The following is a 25,628-nucleotide window of genomic DNA, read 5'->3' on the forward strand; positions in this document are numbered from 1 at the left end:
CTCGATTGCCGAAATGCGCCGTGGGACGGCCAATTCGGCTAAAATAGCCCGGTTTTTCACGTACTTACAAGGCGTGCTCCGCAATCGTCCGAGCGCGCCTTTTTCGCTTGATCGGCCCTGAATGGATCATATTCGTAACTTCTCGATCATTGCGCACATCGACCATGGCAAGTCGACGCTCGCCGATCGCATCATCCAGCTCTGCGGCGGCTTGTCCGACCGCGAAATGGAATCGCAGGTGCTCGACTCGATGGATCTCGAGCGCGAGCGCGGCATCACCATCAAGGCGCAGACCGCCGCGCTCAGCTATCGCGCGCGCGACGGCAAGCTCTATAACCTGAACCTCATCGACACACCGGGGCACGTCGACTTCTCCTATGAAGTGAGCCGTTCGCTGTCGGCTTGCGAGGGGGCGCTGCTCGTCGTCGACGCGAGCCAGGGTGTCGAAGCGCAAACGGTCGCGAACTGCTACACGGCGATCGAGCTCGGCGTCGAAGTCGTGCCCGTGCTCAACAAGATCGATCTGCCCGCGGCCAATCCCGAGAACGCGATCGAAGAAATCGAGGACGTGATCGGTATCGACGCGAGCGACGCCACGCGTTGCAGCGCCAAGACCGGGCTCGGCGTCGAAGACGTGCTCGAGTCGCTGATCGCGAAGGTGCCGCCGCCCAAGGGCGCTCCCGAGGCGCCGCTGCAGGCGTTGATCATCGATTCGTGGTTCGACAACTACGTCGGCGTGGTCATGCTCGTGCGCATCGTGAACGGCACGCTGCGTCCGAAGGACAAGATCAAGCTGATGGCGACGGGTGCCCAGTATCCGGTCGAGCACATCGGCGTGTTCACGCCGAAGTCGAAGAACCTCGAGCAGCTGTCGGCCGGGCAGGTGGGTTTCATCATCGCGGGCATCAAGGAGCTGACGGCCGCCAAGGTCGGCGATACGGTCACGCTCGCGACGCGGTCCGCGGTCGAGCCGCTGCCGGGCTTCAAGGAAGTGAAGCCGCAGGTGTTCGCGGGGCTCTATCCGGTCGAGGCGAATCAATACGACGCGCTGCGCGAATCGCTCGAGAAGCTCAAGCTCAACGACGCGTCGCTCCAATACGAGCCCGAAGTGTCGCAAGCGCTCGGCTTCGGCTTCCGCTGCGGCTTCCTCGGCCTCTTGCACATGGAGATCGTGCAGGAGCGGCTCGAGCGCGAGTTCGACATGGACCTCATCACCACGGCGCCGACCGTGGTCTACGAGGTCGTGCAGACCGGCGGCACGGTCATGATGGTCGAGAACCCGGCCAAGATGCCCGACCCGTCGAAGACCGAAGAGATTCGCGAGCCGATCGTCACGGTCAATCTGTACATGCCGCAGGACTACGTGGGCTCGGTCATCACGCTGTGCACGCAAAAGCGCGGCTCGCAGATCAACATGCAGTACCACGGCCGCCAGGTGCAGCTCACGTACGAGATCCCGATGGCAGAGATCGTGCTCGATTTCTTCGACCGCTTGAAGTCGGTTTCGCGCGGCTATGCGTCGATGGATTACGAGTTCAAGGAATATCGTGCCTCGGATGTCGTGAAGGTCGACATGCTGATCAACGGCGACAAGGTCGATGCGCTGTCCGTCATCGTCCACCGTTCGCAGTCGCAGTACCGCGGCCGCGAGGTGGCGGCCAAGATGCGCGAGATCATTCCGCGCCAGATGTACGACGTGGCGATCCAGGCCGCCATCGGCGCGCATATCATCGCGCGGGAAAACATCAAGGCGCTGCGCAAGAACGTGCTCGCCAAGTGTTATGGCGGCGACATCACGCGTAAGAAGAAGCTGCTGGAAAAGCAAAAAGAAGGCAAGAAGCGAATGAAGCAGGTCGGGTCGGTCGAGATTCCCCAAGAGGCTTTCCTAGCGATCTTGCGCGTCGAAGACAAATAACAGGATCTCTCTTACATGAATTTTGCGCTGATTCTTTTTGTACTCGTCGTGTTGACGGGCATCGCGTGGATTGCCGACAAACTCGTTTTCCAGCCCCGACGGCAGCGTGCCGCGGACGCGGCCGTGGCCGAGTTCGATCGGCAGCAGGCCCGCGTCGGCGAGCGCTTCGCCGACGAGAACGCCCCGCAAACGCGGGCGCGGCTGCGTGAGGAAAAGCTGCGCCAGCCGTGGTGGCTCGAATACACGGCGAGCTTCTTCCCCGTGATTCTCGTCGTGTTCGTCGTGCGCTCGTTCATCGTCGAGCCGTTCAAGATTCCGTCGGGCTCGATGGTGCCGACGCTGCTCGTCGGCGACTTCATCCTCGTCAACAAGTATGACTACGGCCTGCGCCTGCCGATCGTCAACACGAAGATCACGCAGGGCCGCCCGCTCGAGCGTGGCGACGTCGTCGTGTTTCGTTATCCGAAAGATGAGTCGGTCGACTACATCAAGCGCGTGATCGGCTTGCCCGGCGACGTCATCGCCTACGAGAACAAGAAGCTCACGATCAACGGCAAGCCGGTGCCCGAAGTCCAGCTGCCCGATTACTTCGACGAAGAGCGCGTGGGCTACGCGAAGGAGTTCGAAGAGACGCTCGACGGCCGCAAGCACGCGATCCTGAACATCCCGACGGTGCCGTCGATCGTGATCGGTGCGCAAAGCTATCCGTATCAGGACAACTGCACGTACAACAGCGAAGGCGTCGTCTGCAAGGTGCCGGCGGGACACTACTTCATGATGGGCGACAACCGCGACAACAGCGAGGACAGCCGCTACTGGGGTTTTGTGCCTGACCGTAACATCGTCGGACGCGCGTTCTTCGTCTGGATGAACTTCAGCAATTTGAAACGCATCGGCTTGTTCCACTGATCGGGCGTCGCGACTCGTCGCGTGCGCAGCGCGCATGTCACGAGGCGCGTCGCCTGCGCTGCTTCACCACGCTTTTTGCGTCTCGCCCCGTCGGATCGACGGGGCGAACGCGCGCGTTATACTCTGCACATGCCTCTATCTCCGCTGGAAAGCCGGTTGCGCTACGAATTTCGCAATGCGGAATTATTGCGCCAGGCGTTAACTCATCGCAGTCACAGTGCCTCGCACAATGAACGGCTCGAATTTTTGGGCGATTCCGTTCTAAATTGCGCGGTAGCCGCACTATTGTTCCAGCGATTCGGCAAATTGGACGAGGGCGACCTGTCTCGCGTGCGCGCCAATCTCGTCAAACAGCAATCGCTGTACGAAATTGCTCAGGCCCTGAATATTTCGGACGGCCTGCGGCTCGGCGAAGGTGAACTGCGCAGCGGAGGCGTCCGGCGGCCGTCGATTCTCGCCGATGCATTCGAAGCCATCATCGGGGCGGTTTTCCTCGACGGTGGTTTCGAGGCCGCGCAGACGGTCATTAAGCGTGTATACGTGCCGATCCTCGACCACATCGATCCGCGCACGCTCGGTAAGGATTCCAAGACGTTGCTGCAAGAGTATCTGCAAGGTCACAAGATCGCGTTGCCGACCTACACCGTCGTCGCGACGCATGGTGCCGCGCACAACCAGCAATTCGAAGTCGAATGCACGGTGCCGAAACTCGAGATCAAAGTGTCGGGTTCCGGCGCGAGCCGCCGCGCGGCCGAGCAGGCCGCCGCGAAGAAGGCGCTCGACGAGGTGATGGCGGTCGCGCCGGCGATGGAGGTCAAGCCCAAGCGCTCGCGCGGCGCACGTCAGGCCAAGCATGCCGAGCCCGAGGTCGTACCCGGTGTGAAGGGCATACAGGCCGCGCTCGATCTGCGCTCGCCTGAGCGCAAGCAGGAGAAGGCGGCGCGCGCCGAATTGAAGCTGCCGCCCGCCGCGTCTGTCGACTCAGGCACTGAGCGTAGTCCCGCGGTGCCGCCAGCCGTGATTCGCGCGGCGCACGTCGAGCACAAGCCGTCGCCGCGTGCACACGATGCGATCACGAAAGGCGAGGCGCCGGCCAAGCCGCCCGATGCGGGCGCGCAGAAGGTTGAGGCAGCGGCCAAGGCCGATGCCAGGAACGAAGCAAAGCACGATGCAGCGACCAAGCAAGACGTAGCGAAGGGTGAGACGCCTGCGAAAGGCGACACGCCTGCCAAGCTCGACGCACCCGCAGTGCTCGGCGGCGACACAGCGCTCGTGTCGGCCGCGGCCGATGCGGCGCAACCGCACGCGGCCGAGCCCGACCATTCATGACCCCGATTGCGCCAATGGCCGCCGATAGAGGCGAGCGGCGCATTCTCCGATTCGGCAGCACAGCATAATGAACGCCCCCACCTCTCCCGGTTTTCGCTGCGGCATGATCGCGATCGTCGGCCGGCCGAACGTCGGCAAGTCGACGCTGATGAACGCGCTCGTCGGCCAAAAGATCAGCATCACGTCGCGCAAGGCGCAGACAACGCGACATCGCATCACCGGCATCAATACGATCGACGACGCGCAATACGTCTTCGTCGACACGCCGGGCTTTCAGACGCATCACAGCGGGGCGCTGAACCGCTCGCTGAACCGTGCGGTGACCTCCACACTGTCTTCGGTCGATGCGATCCTGTTCGTGATCGAGGCGGGCCGGTTCGGTCCCGACGATCAGAAGGTGCTCGACCTCATTCCGCCTTCGGTTCCGACGATCCTGATCGCGAACAAGCTCGATCGCGTGAACGACAAGCACACGTTGTATCCGTTCATGCAGCAGATGAGCGCGCTGCGCGAATTCAAGGAGATCGTGCCGCTGTCGGCCAAGCATCCCGACGACATCAAGCGGTTGCTGGCGACACTCAAGCCGTATCTGCCCGAGGGCGAGCCGATCTACGGCGAAGACGACCTGACCGATCGCAGCGAGCGCTTTCTGGCGGCCGAGATTCTGCGCGAGAAGGTGTTCCGCTGGACCGGCGACGAGCTGCCGTACACGAGCACCGTCATCATCGACAAGTTCGAGACGGAAGGGCGGCTGCGGCGCGTATTCGCGACGATTCTCGTCGACCGCGATACGCACAAGGCGATGATCATCGGCCAGAAGGGCGCCAAGCTGAAGCAGATCAGCACCGAGGCGCGGCTCGACATGGCCAAGCTGTTCGACGGTCCGGTGTACCTGGAGACCTTCGTCAAGGTCAAGAGCGGTTGGGCCGACAACGAAGCCGGGCTGCGCGCCTATGGGTACGAATGACGTCTGGGTGACGTTACCGATCGACGACGACGGCGCTGCCGGCGAGCCGCCCGCACGCGGGCTCGAACCCGAGCCCGCGCCTGTCGAGCCGCCCGCTGCTGCGCGCACCAATGAGCGCGCGCGCTCACGCCGTGCTTCGAACGGCGAGCGCCGTTCGTCTTCGCGCAGTTCCGAATACCGCATTGCCGAGCAGCCCGCTTTCGTGCTGCACAGCTACCCGTATCGCGAGACGAGCCTCATCATCGACGTCCTCTCGCGCGATCACGGCCGGCTCGCGCTGGTCGCCAAGGGCGCCAAGCGTCCGCACTCGGCGCTGCGCGGCGTGCTGCAGACGTTTCAGCCGCTCGCGATGTCGTGGTCGGGAAAATCGGAGATGCGCACGTTGACGGGCGCCGAATGGGTCGGCGGGATGTTGCCGCTGACGGGGGGGGCACTGCTGTGCGGCTTCTACGTCAACGAGCTGCTCGTCAAATTCCTCGCGCGCGAAGATCCGCATCCGCAGCTTTTTCATCATTACGTCGTCACGCTGACGCGCCTCGCGCACGACGAGCCGCCCGTGCAGGTGCTGCGTTCGTTCGAGCGCGTGTTGTTGCGCGAAACCGGCTATGCGCTCGCGCTCGATCGCACCACGACGCGCAAGGCCGTGCGCGCCGAGGGCCGCTACGTGTTCGATCCCGAACGCGGTGTGCGCGAAGCCTCGAACGATCTGCCTTCACATTGGCCCGTCGTGTCGGGTCAGACGTTGCTCGATATGGAGCAGGACGATTACCATCGGGCGCAGACCGTGGCGCAGAGCAAGACGCTCATGCGCTTTTTGCTGAACACCTACCTAGGCGGCACGCCGCTCGCGACGCGCCAGATCCTGATCGACCTCCAGAACCTATGAGCTTCTTCCTTACGTCGCCTCACGTGATCGATCTCGGTGTGAACATCGACCACGTCGCTACGCTGCGCAATGCGCGCGGCACCTCGTATCCCGATCCGATTCGCGCGGCGTTGCTGGCCGAGGAGGCCGGTGCCGACGCGATCACGCTGCACTTGCGCGAAGATCGCCGGCATATTCTCGATGCCGACGTGCGTTCGTTGCGCACGCAACTGAAAACGCGCATGAACCTGGAGTGCGCGATTACGCAGGAGATGCTCGACATCGCTTGCGAGGTGCGGCCTCACGATGTCTGCCTCGTGCCCGAGAAGCGCGCCGAGCTCACGACCGAAGGCGGGCTCGACGTGGCGGGCCATTTCGAGGCCGTGCGCGCGGCCTGCCGCCAGCTGGCTGAAGCGGGGTCGCGCGTGTCGCTGTTCATCGACGCCGACGACGCGCAGATTCGGGCCGCGCATGAAGCCGGCGCGCCCGTCATCGAACTGCACACGGGCTGCTATGCCGATGCGCACGACGACGAGGAGCAGCAGCGCGAGTACGAGCGTATCGTGCGCGGCGTGGCGCTCGGCTCGACGCTCGGCTTGAAGGTCAACGCCGGCCACGGTTTGCACTACACGAACGTGCAGCAGATCGCCGCGATCGAAGGTATCGTCGAACTCAACATCGGTCACGCGATCGTCGCGCAAGCGATCTTCACGGGCTGGGAGAACGCGGTGCGCGAGATGAAGGCGATCATGGTCGCCGCGCGGCTCGCGGCCACGCACTGAGCAGGCGGCGCAACACATGGCGATCTACGGCATCGGTACCGACATCGTGCAGTTGAGCCGCGTCGCGGCGGTGATGACGCGCACGCAGGGACGCTTCGCGGAAAAAGTGCTCGGCCCGGACGAGCTGCGCGTGTATCAAGCGCGGCAGAGCCGCTCGTCCGTGCGCGGCCTCGCGTATCTGGCGACACGCTTTTCGGCCAAGGAAGCGTTCTCGAAGGCGATCGGCCTCGGCATGCATTGGCCGATGACGTGGCGCGCGCTGCAAACGTTGAACGAGGCGAGCGGCCAGCCCATCGTCGTGGCCTCGGGCGAGCTGGCCGAGTGGCTGGCCGAGCGTCGCATCAGCGCGCGCGTGACGGTCAGCGACGAGCGTGACTACGCCGTCACGTTCGTCGTCGCCGAAACGGATGCGCCCGCTGCGTAGCGGCGCAACGCGCTCGCGCTTCCTTTTTTCCGACATTCCCCGATTTCAAGCTTTCGACGGACGACTCGATGAAGAACACTCCGGGACCGGTCATGCTCGACGTGCAAGGCACGGCGCTGACCGAGGACGACATGCGGCGCCTGTCGCATCCGATGACGGGCGGCGTGATCCTGTTTGCGCGCCACTTTGAGAATCGCGCTCAGCTCTGCGCGCTGACCGACGCGATTCGCGCGGTGCGCGAGGACTTGCTGATCGCCGTCGATCACGAGGGCGGGCGCGTGCAGCGTTTCCGGACGGATGGCTTCACGGTGTTGCCCGCGATGCGCCGCCTGGGCGAGCTGTGGGACCGTGATGTGCTACAAGCGACGAAGGTCGCCACGGCTACCGGTTACATCTTGGCTTCCGAACTGCGCGCGTGCGGCATCGACATGAGCTTCACGCCCGTGCTCGATCTCGACTATGGCCAGTCACAGGTGATCGGCGATCGAGCGTTCCATCGGGATCCGCGTGTGGTGACGCTGCTGGCCAAGAGCCTCAATCACGGGCTCGCGTTGGCCGGCATGCGCAACTGCGGCAAGCACTTTCCGGGGCATGGCTTCGCGAGCGCCGACTCGCATGTGGCGCTGCCCGTCGACGACCGGCCGCTCGACGAGATTCTGCGTGAAGACGTCGCGCCGTACGGCTGGCTCGGCATGTCGCTCGCGTCGGTGATCCCGGCGCACGTGATCTATTCGCAGGTCGATGCGAAGCCGGCCGGCTTTTCGCGCATCTGGCTCGAGGACATCCTGCGCGGCAAGCTGCGCTTCACCGGGGCGATTTTCAGCGACGATCTGTCGATGGAAGCGGCACGTGCCGGCGGCACGCTGGCGGAAGCGGCTACGGCCGCGCTGACGGCCGGCTGCGACATGGTGCTCGTCTGCAATCAGCCCGAGGCTGCCGAGCGCGTGCTGCACGAGCTGGACTACGTGCCGTCGAAGGCGTCGGTGCGGCGCCTCAAGCAATTGCAACCGCGCGGCAAGGCGCTCAACTGGCGCAAGCTGGTGGCCCAGCCCGAGTACCAGGAAGCGCAGGCCCTGCTGCGCGGCACCTTCGCGTAGCGCACAGCACAGCACGGGCCAGCTGTGGCGGTGGCTAAGACAGCTTCATCCGCTGCAGCTTGTTGTACAGCGTCTTCGGGCTGATGCCGAGCAGCGTCGCGGCACGGTGGCGCGTGCCGCCGACCGCATCGAGCGTCGCGCGGATCAGCAAGTCCTCGACATCGGACAGCGGCGTGCCGACCGTCACCTGGACGCTGCCGCCGTTGAGCCGGCGTCCGCCGACGCTCGCGGTTTCGTCGGCGCGCAGCGTATCGACGATCTCGCCCGACGCGTTATACGCGCGCCGTACGCGCTCCTGCGGTTCGCGCACGTTGCCGGGCCAGTCGTAGCCCAGGCATTCGCGCACCAGGCCCGGACCGATGCGCTTGTTGACCGTGGCCAGGCCGCTCGCGTTGATCTCGCGGTTCAAGTCGTCGACGAGCGCTTCGGCCAGCAGCACGGCGTCATCGTCGCGTTCCCGCAGCGGCGGCAGGGCGATCGACGCGGCATCGAGCCGCAGCCACAGATCCTCCCGCAGCATGCCGTCGGCGACGGCGTCGCGCGGTGGCTTGCGCGTGGCGGCGATGACGCGGCAGTCCATGCCAACCTGGCTCGTGCCGCCGACACGCATATAGGTTTGCGAGTCGAGTGCCCGCAACAGCGCTTCCTGCTGGCCGAGCGGCAATTCGACGATCTCATCGAGAAACAGCGTGCCGCCGCTGGCTTGTTCGAACAGACCCGCCTCACGGCGTTCGGCGCCGGCTTGCGACCCGGCTTCATGGCCGAACAGCAGGCTGTCGAGCGAACGCTCGCTGCCGAGCTCGCGCGCGAATGCGCGGCAGTCGAATACCACGAACGGACCTTTGCGGCGGCGGCTCATCTCGTGCAGCGTGCGCGCCGCCACTTCCTTGCCGGTCCCGGCTTCGCCGCACAGCAGAACGGCCGTCTCGGTCGGCGCAAGCCGCTCGATCGAATCGTAGACATGGGCGATCGCGTCGCTGCGGCCGATCAGCGGGCCGAAACGGCCGAGCTGGCGCAACGTCGCGCGCAGGGCCTGCACTTCCTCGGTCAGCTCGTATGGGCGAGGAATGCGCGCGAGCAGGCTGCGCAGCCGCGGAATGTTGACGGGCTTGAGCAGGTAGTCCCAGATCCCATGGCGCAACCCTTCGATCGCGCTCTCGACGGTGGCGTTGCCGGTCATCACGATCACGGGCAAGACGCCGTCGGGTTGAGCGGGCAGGTTGGGGAGCAGGTCGAGGCCGCTGCCGTCGGGCAGGTTCAGGTCGATCAGGACGACGTCCGGGATGAAGCGAGTCAGGGCCGCCCGGGCTTCCGCAAGCGAGGCGGCTGTGTCGACGGAAAAACCATCTGCGGCGACGATCGCGGAAAGGCCGGACAGGCTATTGGGATCGTCTTCGACAATCAGAGCGTGTGGCATGGCTGGCGCAATCAATCAAATAATTGGGAACCTGCCGGCGTCGCGGACGAGTTGTGCCACGTGCAGCAGGTATCGGCTTAGCAATACAGGACAACTCAACCTATAAGCATATAGCGTGCCAGAACACTCTCCCCCTTACGAAACAAGGGCGCGTTTCATAGGTGCGTAAAAAATCAGCAGAGGGAACCGGTCATTTAGTAAAAAACGCCCGGTAAAGTTTTCTTAACCATACACGACTCGTACGAAAAAAAAAGAGCGTTCCAGTGGAACGCTCTTTCTCTTTTTCTGCGATGAACCGTCGACTCACCGGTGCACGCGCACCGGTGTCCCGGTCAGGCAGGATTACGCGCGGCTGCGGTATTCGTGCGTGCGCGTGTCGATTTCGATCTTGTCGCCCGTGTTGCAGAACAGCGGCACTTGCAGTTCGAAGCCCGTGTTGAGCTTTGCGGACTTGAGCACCTTGCCCGACGACGTGTCGCCCTTCACGGCCGGTTCCGTGTAAATGATTTCGCGCACGAGGATGGTCGGCAGTTCGACCGAGATGGCCTTCTCGTTGTAGAACACCACTTCACAGGTCATGCCGTCTTCGAGGTAATGGAGCGCGTCGCCCATCATCTCGCCTTCGACTTCGAACTGGTTGTAGTCGGCGTCCATGAACACGTACATCGGGTCGGCGAAGTACGAATACGTCACTTCCCGGCGGTCGAGCACGACGACGTCGAACTTGTCGTCGGCCTTGTACACGGCTTCCATGCCGGCACCCGTCAGAAGATTCTTGAGCTTCATCTTCACGACGGCCGCGTTACGGCCCGATTTGTTGTATTCGGTCTTTTGCACGACCATGGCGTCGGCGCCAATCATCACGACGTTACCGGTGCGCAGTTCCTGTGCAATCTTCATAAAAAACTGTCCTTGCGAATGAAGTAGCTGAATCTAAATGTTGCTCAACGGCGTCATCGATCGCGAAAGGAGGTGTGCCGTTGGAGATAACCGCTTATTTTAACTGAGATTTTGCGAATCCGGCTAGGTTTCCGGTGAGGTCGCCGACCGCCGCCAGTTCACTCGCCCAATCGGCCGCGCGCGCTCGCAGTTCGGCGCGGTGCTGCCAAAAGTCGTTCCAATCGGGCGTGCCATTGCCGTTCCAGGCGTGCCAGAAGCGCTCGGTGGCCTCGCGCGCGGCGGGGCCGAGTGCAGCCGTGTAGTGGGCGAGGGCGCTATCGAGCTTGGGCAGATGCACGTCGTCTGCCTGCGGATAGATGTGCCAGACGAACGGCCGTTGTGCCCATTGCGCCCGGACGAACGAATCCTCGCCGCGCACGAAGTTCAGGTGGCTGGCCCACAGCAGCGCATCGTACTCGGGCTGCGGCGTGAAGGCGAGCGCGTGGGCGCGCAGGTTGCCGCGCTGGGCACATGTCGGCGCGTGGAAGGTCTGAACGCCGAAAAAGCGCGCGAGCGCACCCGAGATGCGCCCCTCGGGCACGAGCAGCACGACGGGCGCGGTGGCGTCGCGCCATTGCGCAAGCAGAGCCTCCACGGCCGGGTTTTCGTACGCGAACAGCGAGACGACGGTGGTGTCGGGCGCCGGCGGTGGGCCGCCCGTGGCACGTTGCCACCAGGCCGCTTGCGCATCAGGCGAGGCTTCGAATGCCGTGCGTGCCGCGTCGAGCCCTCGTTCCTTGAGTACGCCGCCCGTGCCGGGTCCCAGCCCCGGGAAGAAGAACGTCTTCATGAGCGGATAGCGCGGATGCGGCGATGGCTTCAAGTGAAAGTCGGCCACCCAGTCTTCGGCGCTCAGGTATTCGAGATTGATCCAGACGGGTGCGCGTTTGCGGCGGTCCATCGCGGCGAGGTAGGCAGAGGGCAGCTCGCAGGCGAATGCTTCGATCACGACGTCGGCCACCTGGAGTCGGTCACCCGCATGGGCCGGTTCGTGCCAGTGCTCGACGACGATACCGCCTACGTGCTGGCGCGCGCGGGTCAGGTCGAGGCCAGGGGCGAGCCGTGCGAACGTATGCAGATCGTCGACGAAGAGGCGTACCTGCCAGCCATGTTCGTCGGCGAGCTGACGAGCGAGGCGCCAGCAGACGCCGATGTCGCCGAAGTTGTCGATGACGGCGCAGAAGATGTCGCAGGCGATGGCGCCGGTGTCGGCCGATTGCGATGCGCGGTGGGCGGACGCGGCGGAGGGCCGTGGCGAATCAGGGGTGTGGGGCATGAGGCGTGGCGTCCGCGGCTCGGACGAACGCGTAAATGTTCTAAACTGGCGATTCTAAAGCACGCCGTGCCAAGCGCGCCGACGCCGATCACGCCGTTTGCGCGGGCGCACTGTCCACTATCCGCATGACCCCCGATACGCCCGAATCCCCGTTCGAACCCAAGACGGTCCTGGCCCAGTTGCCGCATCTGCCTGGCGTGTACCGCTATTACGACAAGCAGGGCGACGTGCTCTACGTCGGCAAGGCGCGCGATCTGAAAAAGCGCGTGTCGAGCTACTTCACGAAGACGCAGTTGTCGCCGCGCATTGCGATGATGGTCACGCGCATCGCGCGCATCGAGACGACGGTGACGCGCTCCGAGGCCGAAGCGCTGCTGCTCGAGAACAATCTGATCAAGGCGCTCACGCCGCGCTACAACATCCTGTTTCGCGACGACAAGTCGTATCCGTACCTCAAGCTGACGGGGCACCAGTACCCGCGCATGGCGTACTATCGCGGCGCCGTCGACAAGCAGAACCAGTACTTCGGGCCATTCCCGAGCGCGTGGGCCGTGCGCGAGAGCATCCAGATCCTGCAGCGCGTGTTTCAACTGCGCACGTGCGAGGATTCCGTGTTCAACAACCGCACGCGGCCGTGCCTGTTGCATCAGATCGGGCGCTGCACGGCACCCTGTGTCGGCAAGATCAGCGAGGAGGACTACGCACGCGACGTCGCCAACGCTTCGCGCTTTCTGCTCGGGCGGCAGAACGAGGTGATGAAGGAGCTCGAGGCGAAGATGCATGCGTTCGCGGCCGAGCTCAAGTTCGAGCAGGCGGCGGCCGTGCGCAACCAGATGAGCTCGCTCTCGACCGTGCTGCACCAGCAGGCCATCGAGGTGGGCAGCGACAGCGACGTCGACATTCTCGCGGTCGTCGCGCTGGGCGGACGGGTCTGCGTGAATCTGGCGATGGTGCGCGGCGGCCGGCATCTCGGCGACAAAGCGTACTTCCCGACGCAGGTCGAGAACGCCATCGCGGCGAACGAGGCGGCGCTCGAGGACGACGAGCCCGAAGAAGCCGGAAACGAGCTGGCCGCCGACGCTGCTCGGCTGGCGCTCCCCGATGAGACCGGCGCAGCAAGCGCCGATGAGGCGGCGGCTGAGCAGCGGCGCGAAGGCGAGCCGGACCTCGAAGCGCGCGAGGCGGACGCCGGCTCACGCCACGACGTGGCGCCCGGCATCGAAGCGGAGGTGCTCGAGGCGTTCATCGCACAGCACTACCTCGGCAATCGTATTCCGCCCGTGCTGGTCGTGAGCCACGCGCCAGCCAACCGCGAACTCGTCGAGCTGCTGACCGAGCAGGCCGGTCACAAGGTCACGTTGCTGCGACAGCCACAGGGGCAAAAGCGCGTGTGGCTCGGCATGGCCGAGCAAAACGCGCGGCTTGCGCTGGCGCGGCTGTTGTCGGAGCAAGGCTCGCAGCAGGCGCGCACGCACGCGCTGGCCGAGACGCTCGGCATCGACTGGGAGGACCTTGCGCGGCTGCGCATCGAGTGTTTCGACATCAGCCATACGATGGGCGAGGCCACGCAAGCGTCGTGCGTCGTCTATCGCGATCACAAGATGCAGTCGAGCGAGTACCGACGCTACAACATCACCGGCATCACGCCCGGCGACGACTACGCGGCCATGCGGCAAGTGCTGACGCGTCGCTACGAGAAGCTCGTCGAACTGGCTGCCGAGGCGGCCAATGTGGGCGATACGACCGAGCCGGCGGCCGGCGGCGTGCTGCCGAACATCGTGCTCATCGACGGCGGCAAGGGACAGGTCGAAGTCGCCCGCCAGGTCTTCACCGAGCTCGGGCTCGACCGGTCGATGCTGGTGGGCGTGGCCAAGGGAGAGGGGCGCAGGGTCGGCCTCGAGACGCTCGTGTTCGCCGACGGGCGCACACCGCTCGAACTCGGCAAGGAGAGCGCGGCGCTGATGCTGGTCGCGCAGATCCGCGACGAGGCGCACCGCTTTGCGATCACGGGTATGCGCGCCAAGCGCGCCAAGGCGCGGCAGAGCTCGCGCCTCGAGGAGCTCGATGGCGTCGGCGCGAAGCGGCGCCAGCGCCTGCTGGCACGCTTTGGCGGCTTGCGCGGCGTGATGGCGGCCAGCGTCGAGGATCTGGCGAGCGTCGAGGGCATCTCGCTCGCGCTCGCCGAGCAGATCTATCGCCAACTGCACTGAAGCACTGAGGCAATGAGTCGCTCGAGACTCGGGCGAGCGGCACGCTCGGGCGCGCCGCGTCGGGATTTCCCCGTCATCGGGTCGGCTTGTGGCGGGGTCGTCGACGCGGCACAATGGCGACACTTCGTTTTCTGACCGCTTCAGCCCGCTAATCCGCTCATGCCGTTCAATTTCCCGATTTTTCTGACGTGGCTGCGGATCGTGCTGATTCCGCTTATCGTCGGCGTGTTTTACGTGCCCGATACCATGATGAGCGAGGTGCATCGCAACGCGGCAGCCGCGACGATCTTCATCCTTGCTGCGCTGACGGATTGGTTCGACGGCTTCCTGGCCCGCAAATGGAATCAGACGTCGGCTTTCGGCGCGTTTCTCGATCCCGTAGCCGATAAGCTGATGGTCACGGCCGCGCTGCTCGTGCTCGTGCAACTCGCGCGCATCGAGGCGGTCATCGCGCTCGTCATCGTGGGGCGCGAGATTGCCATCTCGGCGCTGCGCGAATGGATGGCACAGATCGGCGCATCCAAGAGCGTCGCCGTGAACCAGCTCGGCAAGTTCAAGACGGCCTGCCAGATGATCGCGATCCCGTTGCTCCTGTACTACGGCCCCGTGCGCTTCGGTGGCGCCGCGGTGTTCGATGCGCGCGTGGTTGGCGAATGGCTCATGTACCTGGCCGCCGTGCTGACGATCTGGTCGATGCTGTACTACATGAAGCTTGCCTGGCCGCAGATCCGCGAGCGCGGCGGCGTGCTGTGACGCATTTATAACTGAACCGATCGGTCTGTCGCGATAAGATGACGGCTGCCCGGCCTTGGCCGGGCGCTCGTTCATTCGCTGTTCCGGCCGCAGGTCGGTTCGCCGGCTCGGCGTGCCTGCTCGTGTGGCGGGTTTCCCCGAGAGTCTCATGTCCCATTCGTCCCCTTCCTTGCATCAAGAGTCGAAAGCCCGCGCGGTCTTTCGTGTCGTCAGCGGCAACTTCCTCGAGATGTACGACTTCATGGTCTATGGCTATTACGCTTCGGCGATCGCCAAGACCTACTTTCCGAGCGGCAATGACTTCGTGTCGCTGATGCTGTCGTTGTCCGTGTTCGGTGCCGGCTTCATGATGCGTCCGCTGGGCGCACTCGTATTGGGGGCGTACATCGACCGTCACGGTCGTCGCAAGGGCTTGATTCTCACGCTGGCGCTGATGGCGCTCGGCACGTTGACCGTCGCAGCGGTGCCCGGCTACGCGACGATCGGCATGCTGGCCCCGGTGCTCGTGCTACTGGGCCGGCTGCTACAAGGCTTTTCGGCCGGCGTGGAGCTGGGCGGCGTGTCGGTGTACCTCGCTGAAATCGCGACCAAGGGCAACAAGGGCTTTTACTGCTCGTGGCAATCGGGCAGCCAGCAAGTGGCGGTCGTGTTCGCGGCGCTGCTCGGCGTGATCCTGCACGATCTGCTGCCCGCCGATCAGATGGTGGCTTGGGGTTGGCGCGTGCCGTTCCTGATCGGCTGCCTGATCGTACCGTTCCTGTTCTTGATCCGCCGCTCGCTGAAGGAGACCGACGAATTCCTCGCGAAGCGCCATCGGCCGTCGATGGGGGAGGTCTTCAAGTCGCTCGTGCAGAACTGGGCCATCGTGCTGGGCGGCATGGGCATGGTCATCATGACGACGGTGTCGTTTTACATGATCACCGCGTATACGCCGACCTTCGGCAAGGAAGTGCTGAAGCTCTCGTCGATCGATACGCTGATCGTCACGGTCTGCATCGGTTTGTCGAACCTGCTGTGGTTGCCCGTGATGGGCGCGGTGTCCGATCGCATCGGGCGCCGGCCCGTGCTGCTGTTGTTTACGGCGCTCACGATCCTGACCGCTTATCCGTCCGTGCAGTGGCTCGTGGCCGAGCCGTCGTTCGAGCGTCTGCTCATGGTGGAGCTGTGGCTGTCGTTCCTGTACGGCAGCTACAACGGCGCGATGGTCGTCGCGCTGACCGAAGTGATGCCGTCGGATGTACGCACGGCCGGCTTCTCGCTGGCCTATAGCCTGGCGACGACGATCGGTGGCTTCACCCCCGCGATCTCGACGCTGCTGATCCACGAAACCGGCAACAAGGCCGCGCCGGGAATCTGGATGGCCGTAGCCGCCGCGTGCGGGCTGGTCGCGACGTTGTGGCTCTATCGGTCGCCGCAGACTCGCGAGCAGTACAAGGCCGTCTGATATCGGGCGCGGTGCGGCGACGTGGCGAGCGGGCGTCGCGCCACGCCCGAACACGCCTCAACACCTCAACGGCCGCGCAACGCTTGCTCGAGTGCGCGCGCCACCGTCTCCACCACTTCCTCCCAGGCGCCGGGTGCCGGCTGCCTGACGAGGCGCGCATTCGGATACCACGGGCTGCGTGCGCTGCCCGTGAACCAGCGCCAGTCAGCCGCGAACGGCAGCATCAGCCATAACGGCTTGCCGAGTGCACCGGCCAGGTGTGCGACGGACGTGTCGATCGAGACGATCGCATCGAGCCGGTCAGCAATCGCGGCGGTGTCGGCGAAGTCGCGAATCTTCTCGTCGAAGCGATGGATCGGCGCGCGCCGTGCATAGTCCGCGAGCGCGTGCTTGTCAGCGTCGGCGAGATTCGGTTGCAGCACGATCCAGTCGATGCCTTCGAGCGCGAAGAGCGGCTCGAGCGCGGCGAGCGGCATCGTGCGGTTCTCGTGTGCCTGGATCCGGCCCGACCAGGCGAGCCCGACCTTGTGCCTCGCGTGGCCGCCCAGCGAGCCGCGCCAACGCCGGCGGTATGCGGCGGGTACATCGACGTAGCGTTTGGGCGCCGGCAACGTGTCCGGCGTCATGCCGAGCATGAGCGGCAGGCTCAACAGCGGGCAATACAGGTCGGCGCGCGGCCGGGCCGAGTCGCGCGCGACGATCGTCACGCGCCAGGTGTCGGCGAGCGGCGCCAGCAGCGGCAGGAGTTCGGGCTGTACCGCGACCACCACGCCGGCTGCGCGCTCGCGCACGAGCGGCACGAAGCGGATGAATTGCAGCGTATCGCCGAAGCCTTGCTCGGCCGCGACGAGCAGCGTGCGCCCGTCGATCGGCTCGCCGTGCCAGCGCGGTAACGCTTCGCTCGATGCCGCTGGCGCGGTGGTGGCTACCGTCGCCATCTCCAGTCGCGATTCGTAGGCCGGCAGGCCGCGCGTGAAGTCGCCGAGCGTCAGCAGCGTCATGGCGCGGTTCAGTCGTGCCGAAGCCAGATCGGGACGCACGCGCAGGGCTTGGTCGAACGCACGCAGCGCTGCATCGTGCGCGCCGAGCGCGTGATGGGCGTTGCCCAGGCTCAGCCAGGCGAGGCTCAACTGCGGGTCGAGCCCCACGGCGCGTTCGAGCAGGGGGATTGCTCTAGCGGGCCGGCCCAGTGCCGACAGTGCGTTTCCCAGGCCCAGCAACGCGGCCGGGAACGGCGCGTGCAGGGCGAGTGCCGCCTCGAAGGCGGTGGCCGCCTCGGCATGGCGACCCACCGCGTCGAGCGTATTGCCGAGATTGAAATGCGCGGCCACGAACCGCGGTTCGGCCGCGATGGCGGCCTGAAAGTGCGTGACGGCTTCGTCGGCATGGCCGAGCGCACCCAGCGCCATCCCAAGGTTGTTATGGGCACCGGCATGGCCGGGACGCAACGCGAGCGCGCGTCGAAAGGCTGCGATCGCCTGTTCGTGGCGACCCACCGCGTGCAGTGCATTACCGAGGTTGTTGCAGGCCGACGCGTCGTTCGGCTGGAGTCGCAGCGTCCGTTCGAATGCATCGACGGCATCCGCGTGACGGCCGATCGCCGCATAGGCATTGCCGATGTTGTAGTGCGCGAGCGGGAAATCGGGCGCGAGCGTGAGGGCGTTGCGAAACCGCTCGATGGCGTCGTCGAGCTGGCCTAGCGCCTTCAGCGCGTTGCCGAGATTGAGTTGCAGCGCGGCATCGTTCGGGCGCAGCTGAACGGCGCGCCCGACGAGGTCGGCGGCTTCGGCGTGGCGTCCTTGCTGGTGGCGCAGCACGCCGAGCAGGTGCAAGGCATCGGCGTGGACGGGGTCGGCTTCGAGCGCGGCGCGGTAATCGCGCTCGGCGTCGGCAAGCCGTCCGTCGCGATGGGCCGCGTAGGCGCGGTCGAAAAGCGTGTCCATGACGGCAGGAAAAGCGGCAAACGCGGCATTGTCCCACACTCGCGCCATCCGGCCCGAGTCCGCGCCGGATGGCAGATCGGGTGTCGCTTACATGGCGGTTGTGCGCTGCGGCGATGGAAGGCTGCGCGGCCCCTGCCAGGCCAGCGGCCGCCAGCGTACACTAGGCGGCAATGCTGGTAGTCCGCCGGAGGAAATGCATGGCCGCCGTCCTGAACGCGCAGCCGGTGCTGATCGTCGGCGCGGGCCCCACCGGGCTTGCCGCGGCGATGAGCCTGGCGCGCGCGCACATCCCCGTGCGCTTGATCGATCGTGCCCTGCAACCAGCGGCGCATTCGCGCGCGATCGGCATCCAGGCCCGCACGCTCGAGCTGCTCGAGCAGCATCGCGTGATCGAGCCGTTCCTCGAACTCGGGCATCGTCTGCGTGCGGCGAATCTGTACTCGAACGGTCATCGCCTCGCACGGCTGGATTTCGATCCGCTGCAGACGCGCTATCCCTATCTGCTGTGTCTCGACCAGACCATTACCGAGCGGCTCCTGGCCGAGCATCTGGCTACGCTCGGTGTTGCCGTCGAGCGCGGCGTAGAACTCGTGAGCTGTACGCAAGGCGCCTCGCGCGTCGAGGTGGGCCTCAAGCATGCCGATGGCCGAGAGGAGCTAGCGCATGGGTCGTATCTGATCGCGGCCGACGGCGCGCACAGTGCCGTGCGGCATCTGCTCGGGCTCAATTTTTCCGGCAAGACGTTCGAGCAGACGTTCATGCTGGCCGATCTGCGTGTCGACTCCGATTTGACCGAAGACGAGTTTCATCTCTTCGCGTCGGGGGACGGACTGGCTGGTGTCCTGCCGATGGGCAACGGGCGGCACCGTTTCATTGCCGATCATCCGCCGGTCGACGTGCCGGTTTGCGCGAACGGTCCGACACGCGGCAGCGCAACGGAGGCGGTAGCGGGCGAGGACAGTGGCGGCGGAGAAGGTGCCACGATCGAGAACCTCGAACACGGCGCGCCGCCGCTCGCGCTCTTTCGCACGGTGGTCGAGCGGCGCATTCATCGGCCGCTGACGCTTGCCGAACTGGGCTGGTCGTCGTATTTCAGACTGAACAGCCGCATGGTCGAGCGCTTGCGCGTGCAGCGCGTGTTTCTGGCCGGCGATGCGGCGCACGTGCACAGCCCGGCCGGCGCACAAGGCATGAACACGGGCATTCAGGAGGCGTTCAACCTGGGCTGGAAGCTGGCGCGTGCGATCGCAGGGCATGCGCCCGATCAACTGCTCGACTCGTATCAGCTCGAACGTCATCCGATCGAGCGCGACGTGCTGCGGCAGACCGCGTTCATCACACAACTGGCCGAGGCCGAGCGCGGGCCGCTGAAGCTGCTGCGCGAACATGCGATGCCGATGCTGGCGGCATTCGGCCCGCTGCGCGACGCGGCGAGGCTCGTGGTCAGCGAATTGTCGATCCAGTATCGGCGCAGTCCGCTGACGCTCGAGCGCGTGCTCGACGGCGGGCCGCGTGCGGGCGAGCGGGCTCCCGATGCGCTTGTCCATGTGATCGACGGCCCGCTAGGGCGCGCACCGGGCACAGGACGTCTCTTCGATCTGCACGACCCGGCGTTCTTCTCGCTGTTCGTGCTCGTTGCGGCGCCCGACGACGGCACATCGTCCGCCGCAACGGACGCGCTCGGGCCACCGTCGTTGCCCCCTGATCCCGAGCTCGACCGGCTCGTCTCCCTGGTCGAAGCGACGCTGCATGGTGCCGTGCGCATCTGGCGCGTGACCGACGCGTACAGTGGCGGCCCGATGCTGACCGAGGCCTACGGGCGCACGCGCCCGGCGTTCTATCTGCTGAGGCCTGACGGCTACCTCTGCGCGCGCGGACGCCCGGCGTCGGATGCGAGCGCGCTCGCGCGCCATTGCGAGATGTGGTTCACCGCGCTGCGCGAGCACGCTTGAAGGCCGCAGGGCGCGCAAGCGTGGCGCGCCCCGCGGCTTGCCTTCACAGGCGTTTCAAACCGCCGGGGCTGGCGTCAGTTCGCTACGCGAGCGCGTCAGCGCTTCGTTGACGATCGGCGACATGGTCGCGCTGGCTGCTGGGTCATCGAGCGCCGCGAGAATCGCGCGGCGCATGCGCGGCTCCCAGAAGCGGCGAATGTGATCGGCGATGCCGGCCAGCGCTTCGTCTCGATCGGGCATCGAGTCGAAGAACTCGCCGATCCGGTTCGCCATGTCGATCAGGTGCTGCTCGTTCATCGTGGCTGCCTTGTCCTCGTAGTTCCCGTTCCCACTTCTCACTTACCCGTGCCCACGCCCGCGTCGGCAAGCGCACGTTCGCGCTCGCGCAACAGCGCAAGCTGCTCCTCGTTGAAACGCGAGTATTGCTGTTGCCACGGCGACGGCTGCTGCACGGGCAGCACCTGCACGGCCGTGACCTTGTACTCGGGGCAGTTCGTCGCCCAGTCGGAGCTGTCGGTCGTGATGACGTTCGCGCCCGATTCGGGGAAGTGGAACGTGGTGTACACGACACCGGGTTGCATGCGTTCGGTCACGAGCGCGCGCAGCACGGTCTGCCCCGCGCGCGATTCGATGCCGACCCAGTTGCCGGTCTCGATGCCGCGCTCCTGTGCATCGTGCGGATGGATCTCGAGGCGATCTTCGTCGTGCCAGTGCACGTTTTCGGTCCGGCGCGTTTGCGCGCCCACGTTGTATTGCGACAGGATGCGCCCCGTGGTGAGCAGCAGCGGGAAGCGGCGCGTCACTTTTTCGCGCGAGGCCACGAACTTCGTGATCACGAACTTGCCCTTGCCGCGCACGAAGGTGTCGACGTGCATCGTCGGTGTGCCGTCGGGGGCCTGCTCATTGCACGGCCACTGCACGCTGCCGCGCGCATCGAGCAGTGCGTATGAGACGCCGTGGAAGGTCGGCGTCAGGCGCGCAATCTCGTCCATGATCTCGGCGGGGTGCGCGTAGTCCATCTCGTAGCCGAGCGCGCGCGACAGCATCAGCGTCACTTCCCAGTCGGCGTAGCCCGCGAGCGGCGGCATCACGCGACGCACACGCGAGATGCGACGTTCCGCGTTCGTGAACGTGCCGTCCTTCTCGAGGAACGACGAGCCGGGCAGGAACACGTGCGCGTACTTGGCGGTTTCGTTCAGGAAGATGTCCTGCACGACGATGCATTCCATCGACGACAGCGCTTGCGCCACGTGTTGCGTGTCGGGATCGGATTGCACGATGTCCTCGCCCTGGCAGTACAGCCCCTTGAAACTGCCATCGAGCGCGGCATCGAACATGTTGGGGATGCGCAGGCCGGGCTCGGGCTGCAATTGCACCTGCCACGCCGCTTCGAATTGCGCGCGTACCTCGGCACCGCCGATGTGGCGATAGCCGGGCAACTCGTGCGGGAACGAGCCCATGTCGCACGAGCCTTGCACGTTGTTCTGTCCGCGCAGCGGGTTGACGCCGACGCCTTCGCGCCCGATGTTGCCGGTCGCCATCGCGAGGTTCGCGATGCCCATCACCATCGTCGAGCCTTGTGCATGCTCGGTCACGCCCAGGCCGTAGTAGATCGCGGAATTGCCGCTCGTCGCGTACAGGCGTGCGGCCGCGCGTACGTCCTCGGCCGGCACGCCGGTGATGTCGGCCGTTGCCTCGGGCGAATTCTCGGGGCGTGCGATGAAGTCGCGCCACTGCTCGAACGCTTCGCGCTCGCAGCGCTCGCCGACGAACGCTTCGTCGACGAGCCCTTCGGTCACGATCGTGTGGGCCAGCGCGTTCACGAGCGCGACGTTCGTACCGGGCCGCAGTTGCAGATGATGGACGGCCTTCACATGCGGACCGTCGACGAGATCGGTGCGGCGCGGATCGACGACGATCAGCTTGGCGCCTTCGCGCACGCGGCGCTTCAGGCGCGAGCCGAACACAGGGTGCCCGTCGGTCGGGTTCGCGCCGATCACCATGATGAGGTCGGTCTGGCCGATCGAGGCGAACGTCTGGGTGCCGGCCGATTCGCCGATTGTCGTCTTCAGGCCATAGCCGGTCGGCGAATGGCACACGCGTGCGCAGGTATCGACGTTGTTGTTGCCGAACGCGGCACGCACGAGCTTTTGCACGAGATACGTCTCTTCGTTCGTGCAACGCGATGACGTGATGCCGCCGATCGAATCGCGGCCGTACTTGGCTTGAATGCGGCGGAACTCCGCTGCTGCGTATCCGATCGCTTCATCCCAGCTCACTTCGCGCCATGGGTCGGTGATCTTCGCGCGGATCATCGGCTTCGTGATGCGGTCCTTGTGGGTCGCATAGCCCCATGCGAAGCGACCCTTGACGCAGGCGTGGCCTTCGTTGGCCTGGCCGTTCTTGTGCGGCACCATGCGTACGACTTCGGTCCCTTTCATCTCCGCCTTGAGCGAGCAGCCTACGCCGCAGTACGCGCACGTCGTGACGACCGAGTGCTCGGGCTGGCCGATGGCGATGACGCTTTTCTCCATCAGCGTCGCGGTCGGACACGCGGCGACGCAGGCGCCGCACGACACGCATTCGGAGTCCATGAACGGCTCGTTCTCGCTGGCGGCCACGCGTGATTCGAAGCCGCGTGCGGCGATCGTCAGCGCGAACGTGCCTTGCGTTTCCTCGCAGGCGCGCACGCAGCGGTTGCAGACGATGCACTTGGACGGATCGTAGGTGAAGTACGGGTTCGATTCGTCCTTGCGGTCCTGCAGATGATTGGCGCCATCGAAGCCGTAGCGCACTTCGCGCAGGCCCACTACGCCGGCCATGTCCTGCAGCTCGCAGTTGCCGTTGGCGGGGCAGGTCAGGCAGTCGAGCGGGTGGTCGGAGATGTACAGCTCCATCACGTTGCGCCGCAGCGCCTGCAAGCGCTCGGTTTGCGTGCGCACGCGCATGCCGGGCTCGACGGGCGTCGTGCACGAGGCCGGGTAGCCGCGCTTGCCTTCGATTTCGACGAGGCACAAGCGGCACGAGCCAAACGGCTCGAGTGAATCGGTCGCGCACAGCTTCGGGACGTTGACGCCGGCTTCGATCGCCGCGCGCATGACCGACGTGCCGGCCGGCACCGTGATCGCGTGGCCGTCGATGTCGAGGGTGACGTCGGTATCGGCGTGCTTGCGCGGTGTCCCGTAGTCGGTGTCGTCGAATGGCGAGCGTGGGCTGGCCTGTGCGCGGCAGGCGCAGTGGCTGGAGCCGCAGCCCCCCAACCCCTGTGGGGCGCTGCCGGATAGGGATGGGGATTGAGCGAGCGCGTCGGACATGAGGGGCTCCATCGTCAAGCCTCAGCCGCGTTCGGCTGGACGGTGCGAAGACCGAAGTCTTCGGGGAAATGGTCGAGAGCGGACAGCACCGGATACGGCGTCATGCCGCCCATCGCGCACAGCGAGCCGGCGACCATGGTGTCGCACAGGTCGCGCAGCAGTTGCACCTGCTTCTGTTTCTGCGCAGCGTCGCCTGTGCGAATGCGCTCGATGACTTCGACACCGCGCGTCGAGCCGATCCGGCACGGCGTGCACTTGCCGCACGATTCGAGCGCACAAAAGTGCATCGCGTATTGCGCGAGTTCGGCGAGGTCGCTCGTGTCGTCGTGGACGACGATGCCGCCGTGGCCCACTACGGCGCCCACGGCCGCGTAGGCTTCGTAGTCCATCGGAATGTCCCACTGGCTTTCAGGCAGGTAGGTGCCCAGCGGTCCGCCGACTTGCACCGCGCGCGCTGGCCGGCCGCTCGCCGTGCCGCCGCCGAAGTCGTACATGAGCTCGCGCAGCGTGACGCCGAACGCGAGTTCGACGAGCCCGCCCTGCTTGATGTTGCCGGCGAGTTGAAACGGCAGTGTGCCGCGCGAGCGGCCCATGCCGAAATCGCGGTAGCACGCGGCGCCGCGCGCGAAGATGACCGGCACGGTCGCCAGCGTGATCACGTTGTTGATGACGGTCGGCTGGCCGAACAGGCCCGCGAGCGCCGGCACTGGCGGCTTGGCGCGGACGATGCCGCGCTTGCCTTCGAGCGATTCGAGCAGCGCCGTTTCCTCGCCGCACACGTACGAGCCCGCCCCCTTGGCGACGGCGAGCTCGAACGCATGGTCCGAGCCGAGCACGCGTTCGCCGAGCCAGCCCGCCTCACGGGCTTTCGCAATGGCGGCTTCGAGCATCGCGATGGCATGCGGATACTCGCTGCGCACGTAGAGGTAGCCCTGTGTGGCCCCAGTCGCAATGCCGGCGATGATCATGCCTTCGATGAGGCCGAACGGATCGCCTTCCATCGCGAGCCGGTCGGAGAACGTGCCCGAGTCGCCTTCGTCCGCATTGCAGACGATGTATTTGCGCGCTGCCTTGGCCTGCTGCACGGTGCGCCACTTGATGCCGGCCGGAAAGGCCGCGCCGCCGCGGCCGCGCAGCCCCGATTCGATGAGCGCCTCGCAGGCGGCTTCGCCGCTCATGGCGAGCGCGGCGCGCAGGCCGACGAGGCCTTCGTGCGCCAGATAGTCGTCGATCGACAAGGGGTCGGTCAGCCCGAGCCGCGCGAACGTCAGACGTTGCTGGCGCTTCAAATAGGGGATGTCGTCGACGGGGCCAACCGAGCGGGCATGCACGCCACCCGACAGCCAGCCTGCGTCGAACAGCGCGGCGACGTCGGATGCTTCGACGTTCGCATAGCCGACGCGGCCCGTGATCGTCTGCACCTCGACGAGCGGTTCGAGCCAGAGCAGGCCGCGCGAGCCGTTACGCACGAGTTCGATCGACTGGCCGCGCCGTGCGGCCTCCTGCACGATCGCCTCGGCCAGCGTATCGGCGCCGAGCGCCAGTGCCGACGAATCGCGGGGAACGTAAATACGCGTGGTCATGCGGACTCCTTGGCGCTCGCGCGGGTGGCGGCGTCGAACAGCGCATCGAATTTGTCGGCGGAAACCTTCGCATGCAGCGCACCGTTGATCGTCATCGCGGGCGACAGCGCGCATTGGCCGAGGCAGTAGACCGATTCGAGCCCGACCTTGCCGTCATGGGGCGCATCGAAGCGGCAGCCCGTGTGCGCTTCGACGTGTTTGGCGAGCGCTTCCGTACCCATGCTGCGGCACGCTTCGGCGCGGCACAGCGCGACGGTCACGCGTGCGGCAGGCGAGGTGCGGAAGTGGTGATAGTAGGTGAGCACGCCATGCACTTCGGCGCGCGACAGATTCAGTGCGCGCGCCAGCGGCGCGAGGGTCTCCTGCGGCACGAAGCCGATTTCATCCTGAATGGCGTGCAGCACCGCGACGAGCGATGCGCCCGGCTTGGCATGCCGGCGCACGAGTTCGTCCGGCGCCGTGGCGCTTGCGTGTTCCAAGTGGGGCTCCTGTAGGGCCTGTCATGAGTG

At 65.6% G+C, this 25,628-nt stretch carries 20 protein-coding genes; 12 read left to right on the top strand and 8 right to left on the bottom strand.

Annotation, left to right across the window (positions count from 1 at the left end):
- Positions 1 to 121 precede the first annotated feature (121 nt).
- The 8 genes from lepA (at position 122) to nagZ (ending at position 8,288) form a co-directional block, all read left to right on the top strand.
- The gene (gene lepA, locus D7S89_RS00375; protein WP_121274764.1) at positions 122 to 1,915 is read left to right on the top strand and encodes a translation elongation factor 4; all 1,794 of its coding nucleotides are present in this window, start codon (positions 122 to 124) and stop codon (positions 1,913 to 1,915) included.
- A 15-nt stretch (positions 1,916 to 1,930) separates the two neighbouring features.
- Positions 1,931 to 2,824, top strand: a complete 894-nt coding sequence (gene lepB, locus D7S89_RS00380; RefSeq protein WP_121274765.1) for a signal peptidase I — start codon at positions 1,931 to 1,933, stop codon at positions 2,822 to 2,824.
- 129 nt (positions 2,825 to 2,953) lie between these two features.
- Entirely contained in the window at positions 2,954 to 4,153 is a 1,200-nt protein-coding gene (rnc, locus tag D7S89_RS00385; RefSeq protein ID WP_121274766.1) for a ribonuclease III, read from the top strand.
- 67 nt (positions 4,154 to 4,220) lie between these two features.
- Positions 4,221 to 5,120, top strand: coding sequence for a GTPase Era (gene era / locus D7S89_RS00390; protein ID WP_121274767.1), 900 nt, complete (start codon positions 4,221 to 4,223; stop codon positions 5,118 to 5,120).
- The gene (gene recO / locus D7S89_RS00395) at positions 5,107 to 6,006 is read left to right on the top strand and encodes a DNA repair protein RecO (RefSeq protein ID WP_121274768.1); all 900 of its coding nucleotides are present in this window, start codon (positions 5,107 to 5,109) and stop codon (positions 6,004 to 6,006) included. The genes era and recO overlap by 14 nt, the downstream gene beginning before the upstream one ends.
- Entirely contained in the window at positions 6,003 to 6,767 is a 765-nt protein-coding gene (gene pdxJ, locus D7S89_RS00400; RefSeq protein ID WP_121274769.1) for a pyridoxine 5'-phosphate synthase, read from the top strand. Before recO ends, pdxJ begins: the two co-directional genes overlap by 4 nt.
- A gap of 16 nt (positions 6,768 to 6,783) precedes the next feature.
- The gene (gene acpS, locus D7S89_RS00405) at positions 6,784 to 7,191 is read left to right on the top strand and encodes a holo-ACP synthase (protein ID WP_121274770.1); all 408 of its coding nucleotides are present in this window, start codon (positions 6,784 to 6,786) and stop codon (positions 7,189 to 7,191) included.
- Positions 7,192 to 7,259: 68 nt separating this feature from the next.
- Entirely contained in the window at positions 7,260 to 8,288 is a 1,029-nt protein-coding gene (gene nagZ, locus D7S89_RS00410) for a beta-N-acetylhexosaminidase (RefSeq protein WP_121274771.1), read from the top strand.
- A 34-nt stretch (positions 8,289 to 8,322) separates the two neighbouring features.
- Here nagZ and D7S89_RS00415 read toward each other — a convergent pair whose 3' ends face one another.
- The 3 genes from D7S89_RS00415 to earP form a co-directional block, all read right to left on the bottom strand.
- The gene (locus tag D7S89_RS00415) at positions 8,323 to 9,705 is read right to left on the bottom strand and encodes a sigma-54-dependent transcriptional regulator (protein WP_121274772.1); all 1,383 of its coding nucleotides are present in this window, start codon (positions 9,703 to 9,705) and stop codon (positions 8,323 to 8,325) included.
- A 342-nt stretch (positions 9,706 to 10,047) separates the two neighbouring features.
- Entirely contained in the window at positions 10,048 to 10,605 is a 558-nt protein-coding gene (efp, locus tag D7S89_RS00420) for an elongation factor P (RefSeq protein WP_121274773.1), read from the bottom strand.
- Between the two features lie 94 nt (positions 10,606 to 10,699).
- Positions 10,700 to 11,920, bottom strand: coding sequence for an elongation factor P maturation arginine rhamnosyltransferase EarP (gene earP / locus D7S89_RS00425; RefSeq protein ID WP_121274774.1), 1,221 nt, complete (start codon positions 11,918 to 11,920; stop codon positions 10,700 to 10,702).
- A 125-nt stretch (positions 11,921 to 12,045) separates the two neighbouring features.
- Here earP and uvrC point away from each other — a divergent pair, with 125 nt between their 5' ends.
- The 3 genes from uvrC to tcuC all read left to right on the top strand — a co-directional run bounded on the left by uvrC (position 12,046) and on the right by tcuC (position 16,327).
- A complete protein-coding gene (uvrC, locus tag D7S89_RS00430) occupies positions 12,046 to 14,130 on the top strand; it encodes an excinuclease ABC subunit UvrC (protein WP_121274775.1) in 2,085 nt (694 codons plus the stop codon).
- A gap of 159 nt (positions 14,131 to 14,289) precedes the next feature.
- A complete protein-coding gene (gene pgsA / locus D7S89_RS00435; RefSeq protein ID WP_121274776.1) occupies positions 14,290 to 14,883 on the top strand; it encodes a CDP-diacylglycerol--glycerol-3-phosphate 3-phosphatidyltransferase in 594 nt (197 codons plus the stop codon).
- A gap of 148 nt (positions 14,884 to 15,031) precedes the next feature.
- Positions 15,032 to 16,327, top strand: coding sequence for an MFS transporter (gene tcuC / locus D7S89_RS00440; protein ID WP_121274777.1), 1,296 nt, complete (start codon positions 15,032 to 15,034; stop codon positions 16,325 to 16,327).
- 65 nt (positions 16,328 to 16,392) lie between these two features.
- Here the strand turns inward: tcuC and D7S89_RS00445 are convergent, their stop codons facing one another.
- Positions 16,393 to 18,270 (bottom strand): tetratricopeptide repeat protein, encoded by a 1,878-nt coding sequence (locus tag D7S89_RS00445; protein ID WP_121274778.1) that lies wholly within the window; start codon positions 18,268 to 18,270, stop codon positions 16,393 to 16,395.
- A 197-nt stretch (positions 18,271 to 18,467) separates the two neighbouring features.
- On the opposite strand from D7S89_RS00445, the gene D7S89_RS00450 reads away from it, so the two are divergent.
- The gene (locus D7S89_RS00450) at positions 18,468 to 20,222 is read left to right on the top strand and encodes an FAD-dependent monooxygenase (protein ID WP_121274779.1); all 1,755 of its coding nucleotides are present in this window, start codon (positions 18,468 to 18,470) and stop codon (positions 20,220 to 20,222) included.
- A gap of 54 nt (positions 20,223 to 20,276) precedes the next feature.
- On the opposite strand, the gene D7S89_RS00455 is transcribed toward D7S89_RS00450, so the two are convergent.
- Genes D7S89_RS00455 through D7S89_RS00470 form a run of 4 tightly spaced genes read right to left on the bottom strand, consistent with a single transcriptional unit; the run spans position 20,277 to position 25,598 of the window.
- On the bottom strand, positions 20,277 to 20,519 hold the full coding sequence (locus D7S89_RS00455) for a formate dehydrogenase subunit delta (protein ID WP_121274780.1): 243 nt from the start codon (positions 20,517 to 20,519) through the stop codon (positions 20,277 to 20,279).
- A gap of 38 nt (positions 20,520 to 20,557) precedes the next feature.
- Positions 20,558 to 23,536: a formate dehydrogenase subunit alpha gene (fdhF, locus tag D7S89_RS00460; protein WP_245982566.1), complete on the bottom strand. Its 2,979-nt coding sequence runs from the start codon at positions 23,534 to 23,536 to the stop codon at positions 20,558 to 20,560.
- Positions 23,537 to 23,550: 14 nt separating this feature from the next.
- Positions 23,551 to 25,119 (bottom strand): formate dehydrogenase beta subunit, encoded by a 1,569-nt coding sequence (locus tag D7S89_RS00465; protein WP_121274782.1) that lies wholly within the window; start codon positions 25,117 to 25,119, stop codon positions 23,551 to 23,553.
- On the bottom strand, positions 25,116 to 25,598 hold the full coding sequence (locus D7S89_RS00470) for an NAD(P)H-dependent oxidoreductase subunit E (RefSeq protein ID WP_121274783.1): 483 nt from the start codon (positions 25,596 to 25,598) through the stop codon (positions 25,116 to 25,118). The genes D7S89_RS00465 and D7S89_RS00470 overlap by 4 nt, the downstream gene beginning before the upstream one ends.
- Between the last annotated feature and the right edge of the window lie 30 nt (positions 25,599 to 25,628).

This window comes from Trinickia fusca, from assembly GCF_003628145.1.
Classification (GTDB): Bacteria; Pseudomonadota; Gammaproteobacteria; order Burkholderiales; family Burkholderiaceae; genus Trinickia; species Trinickia fusca.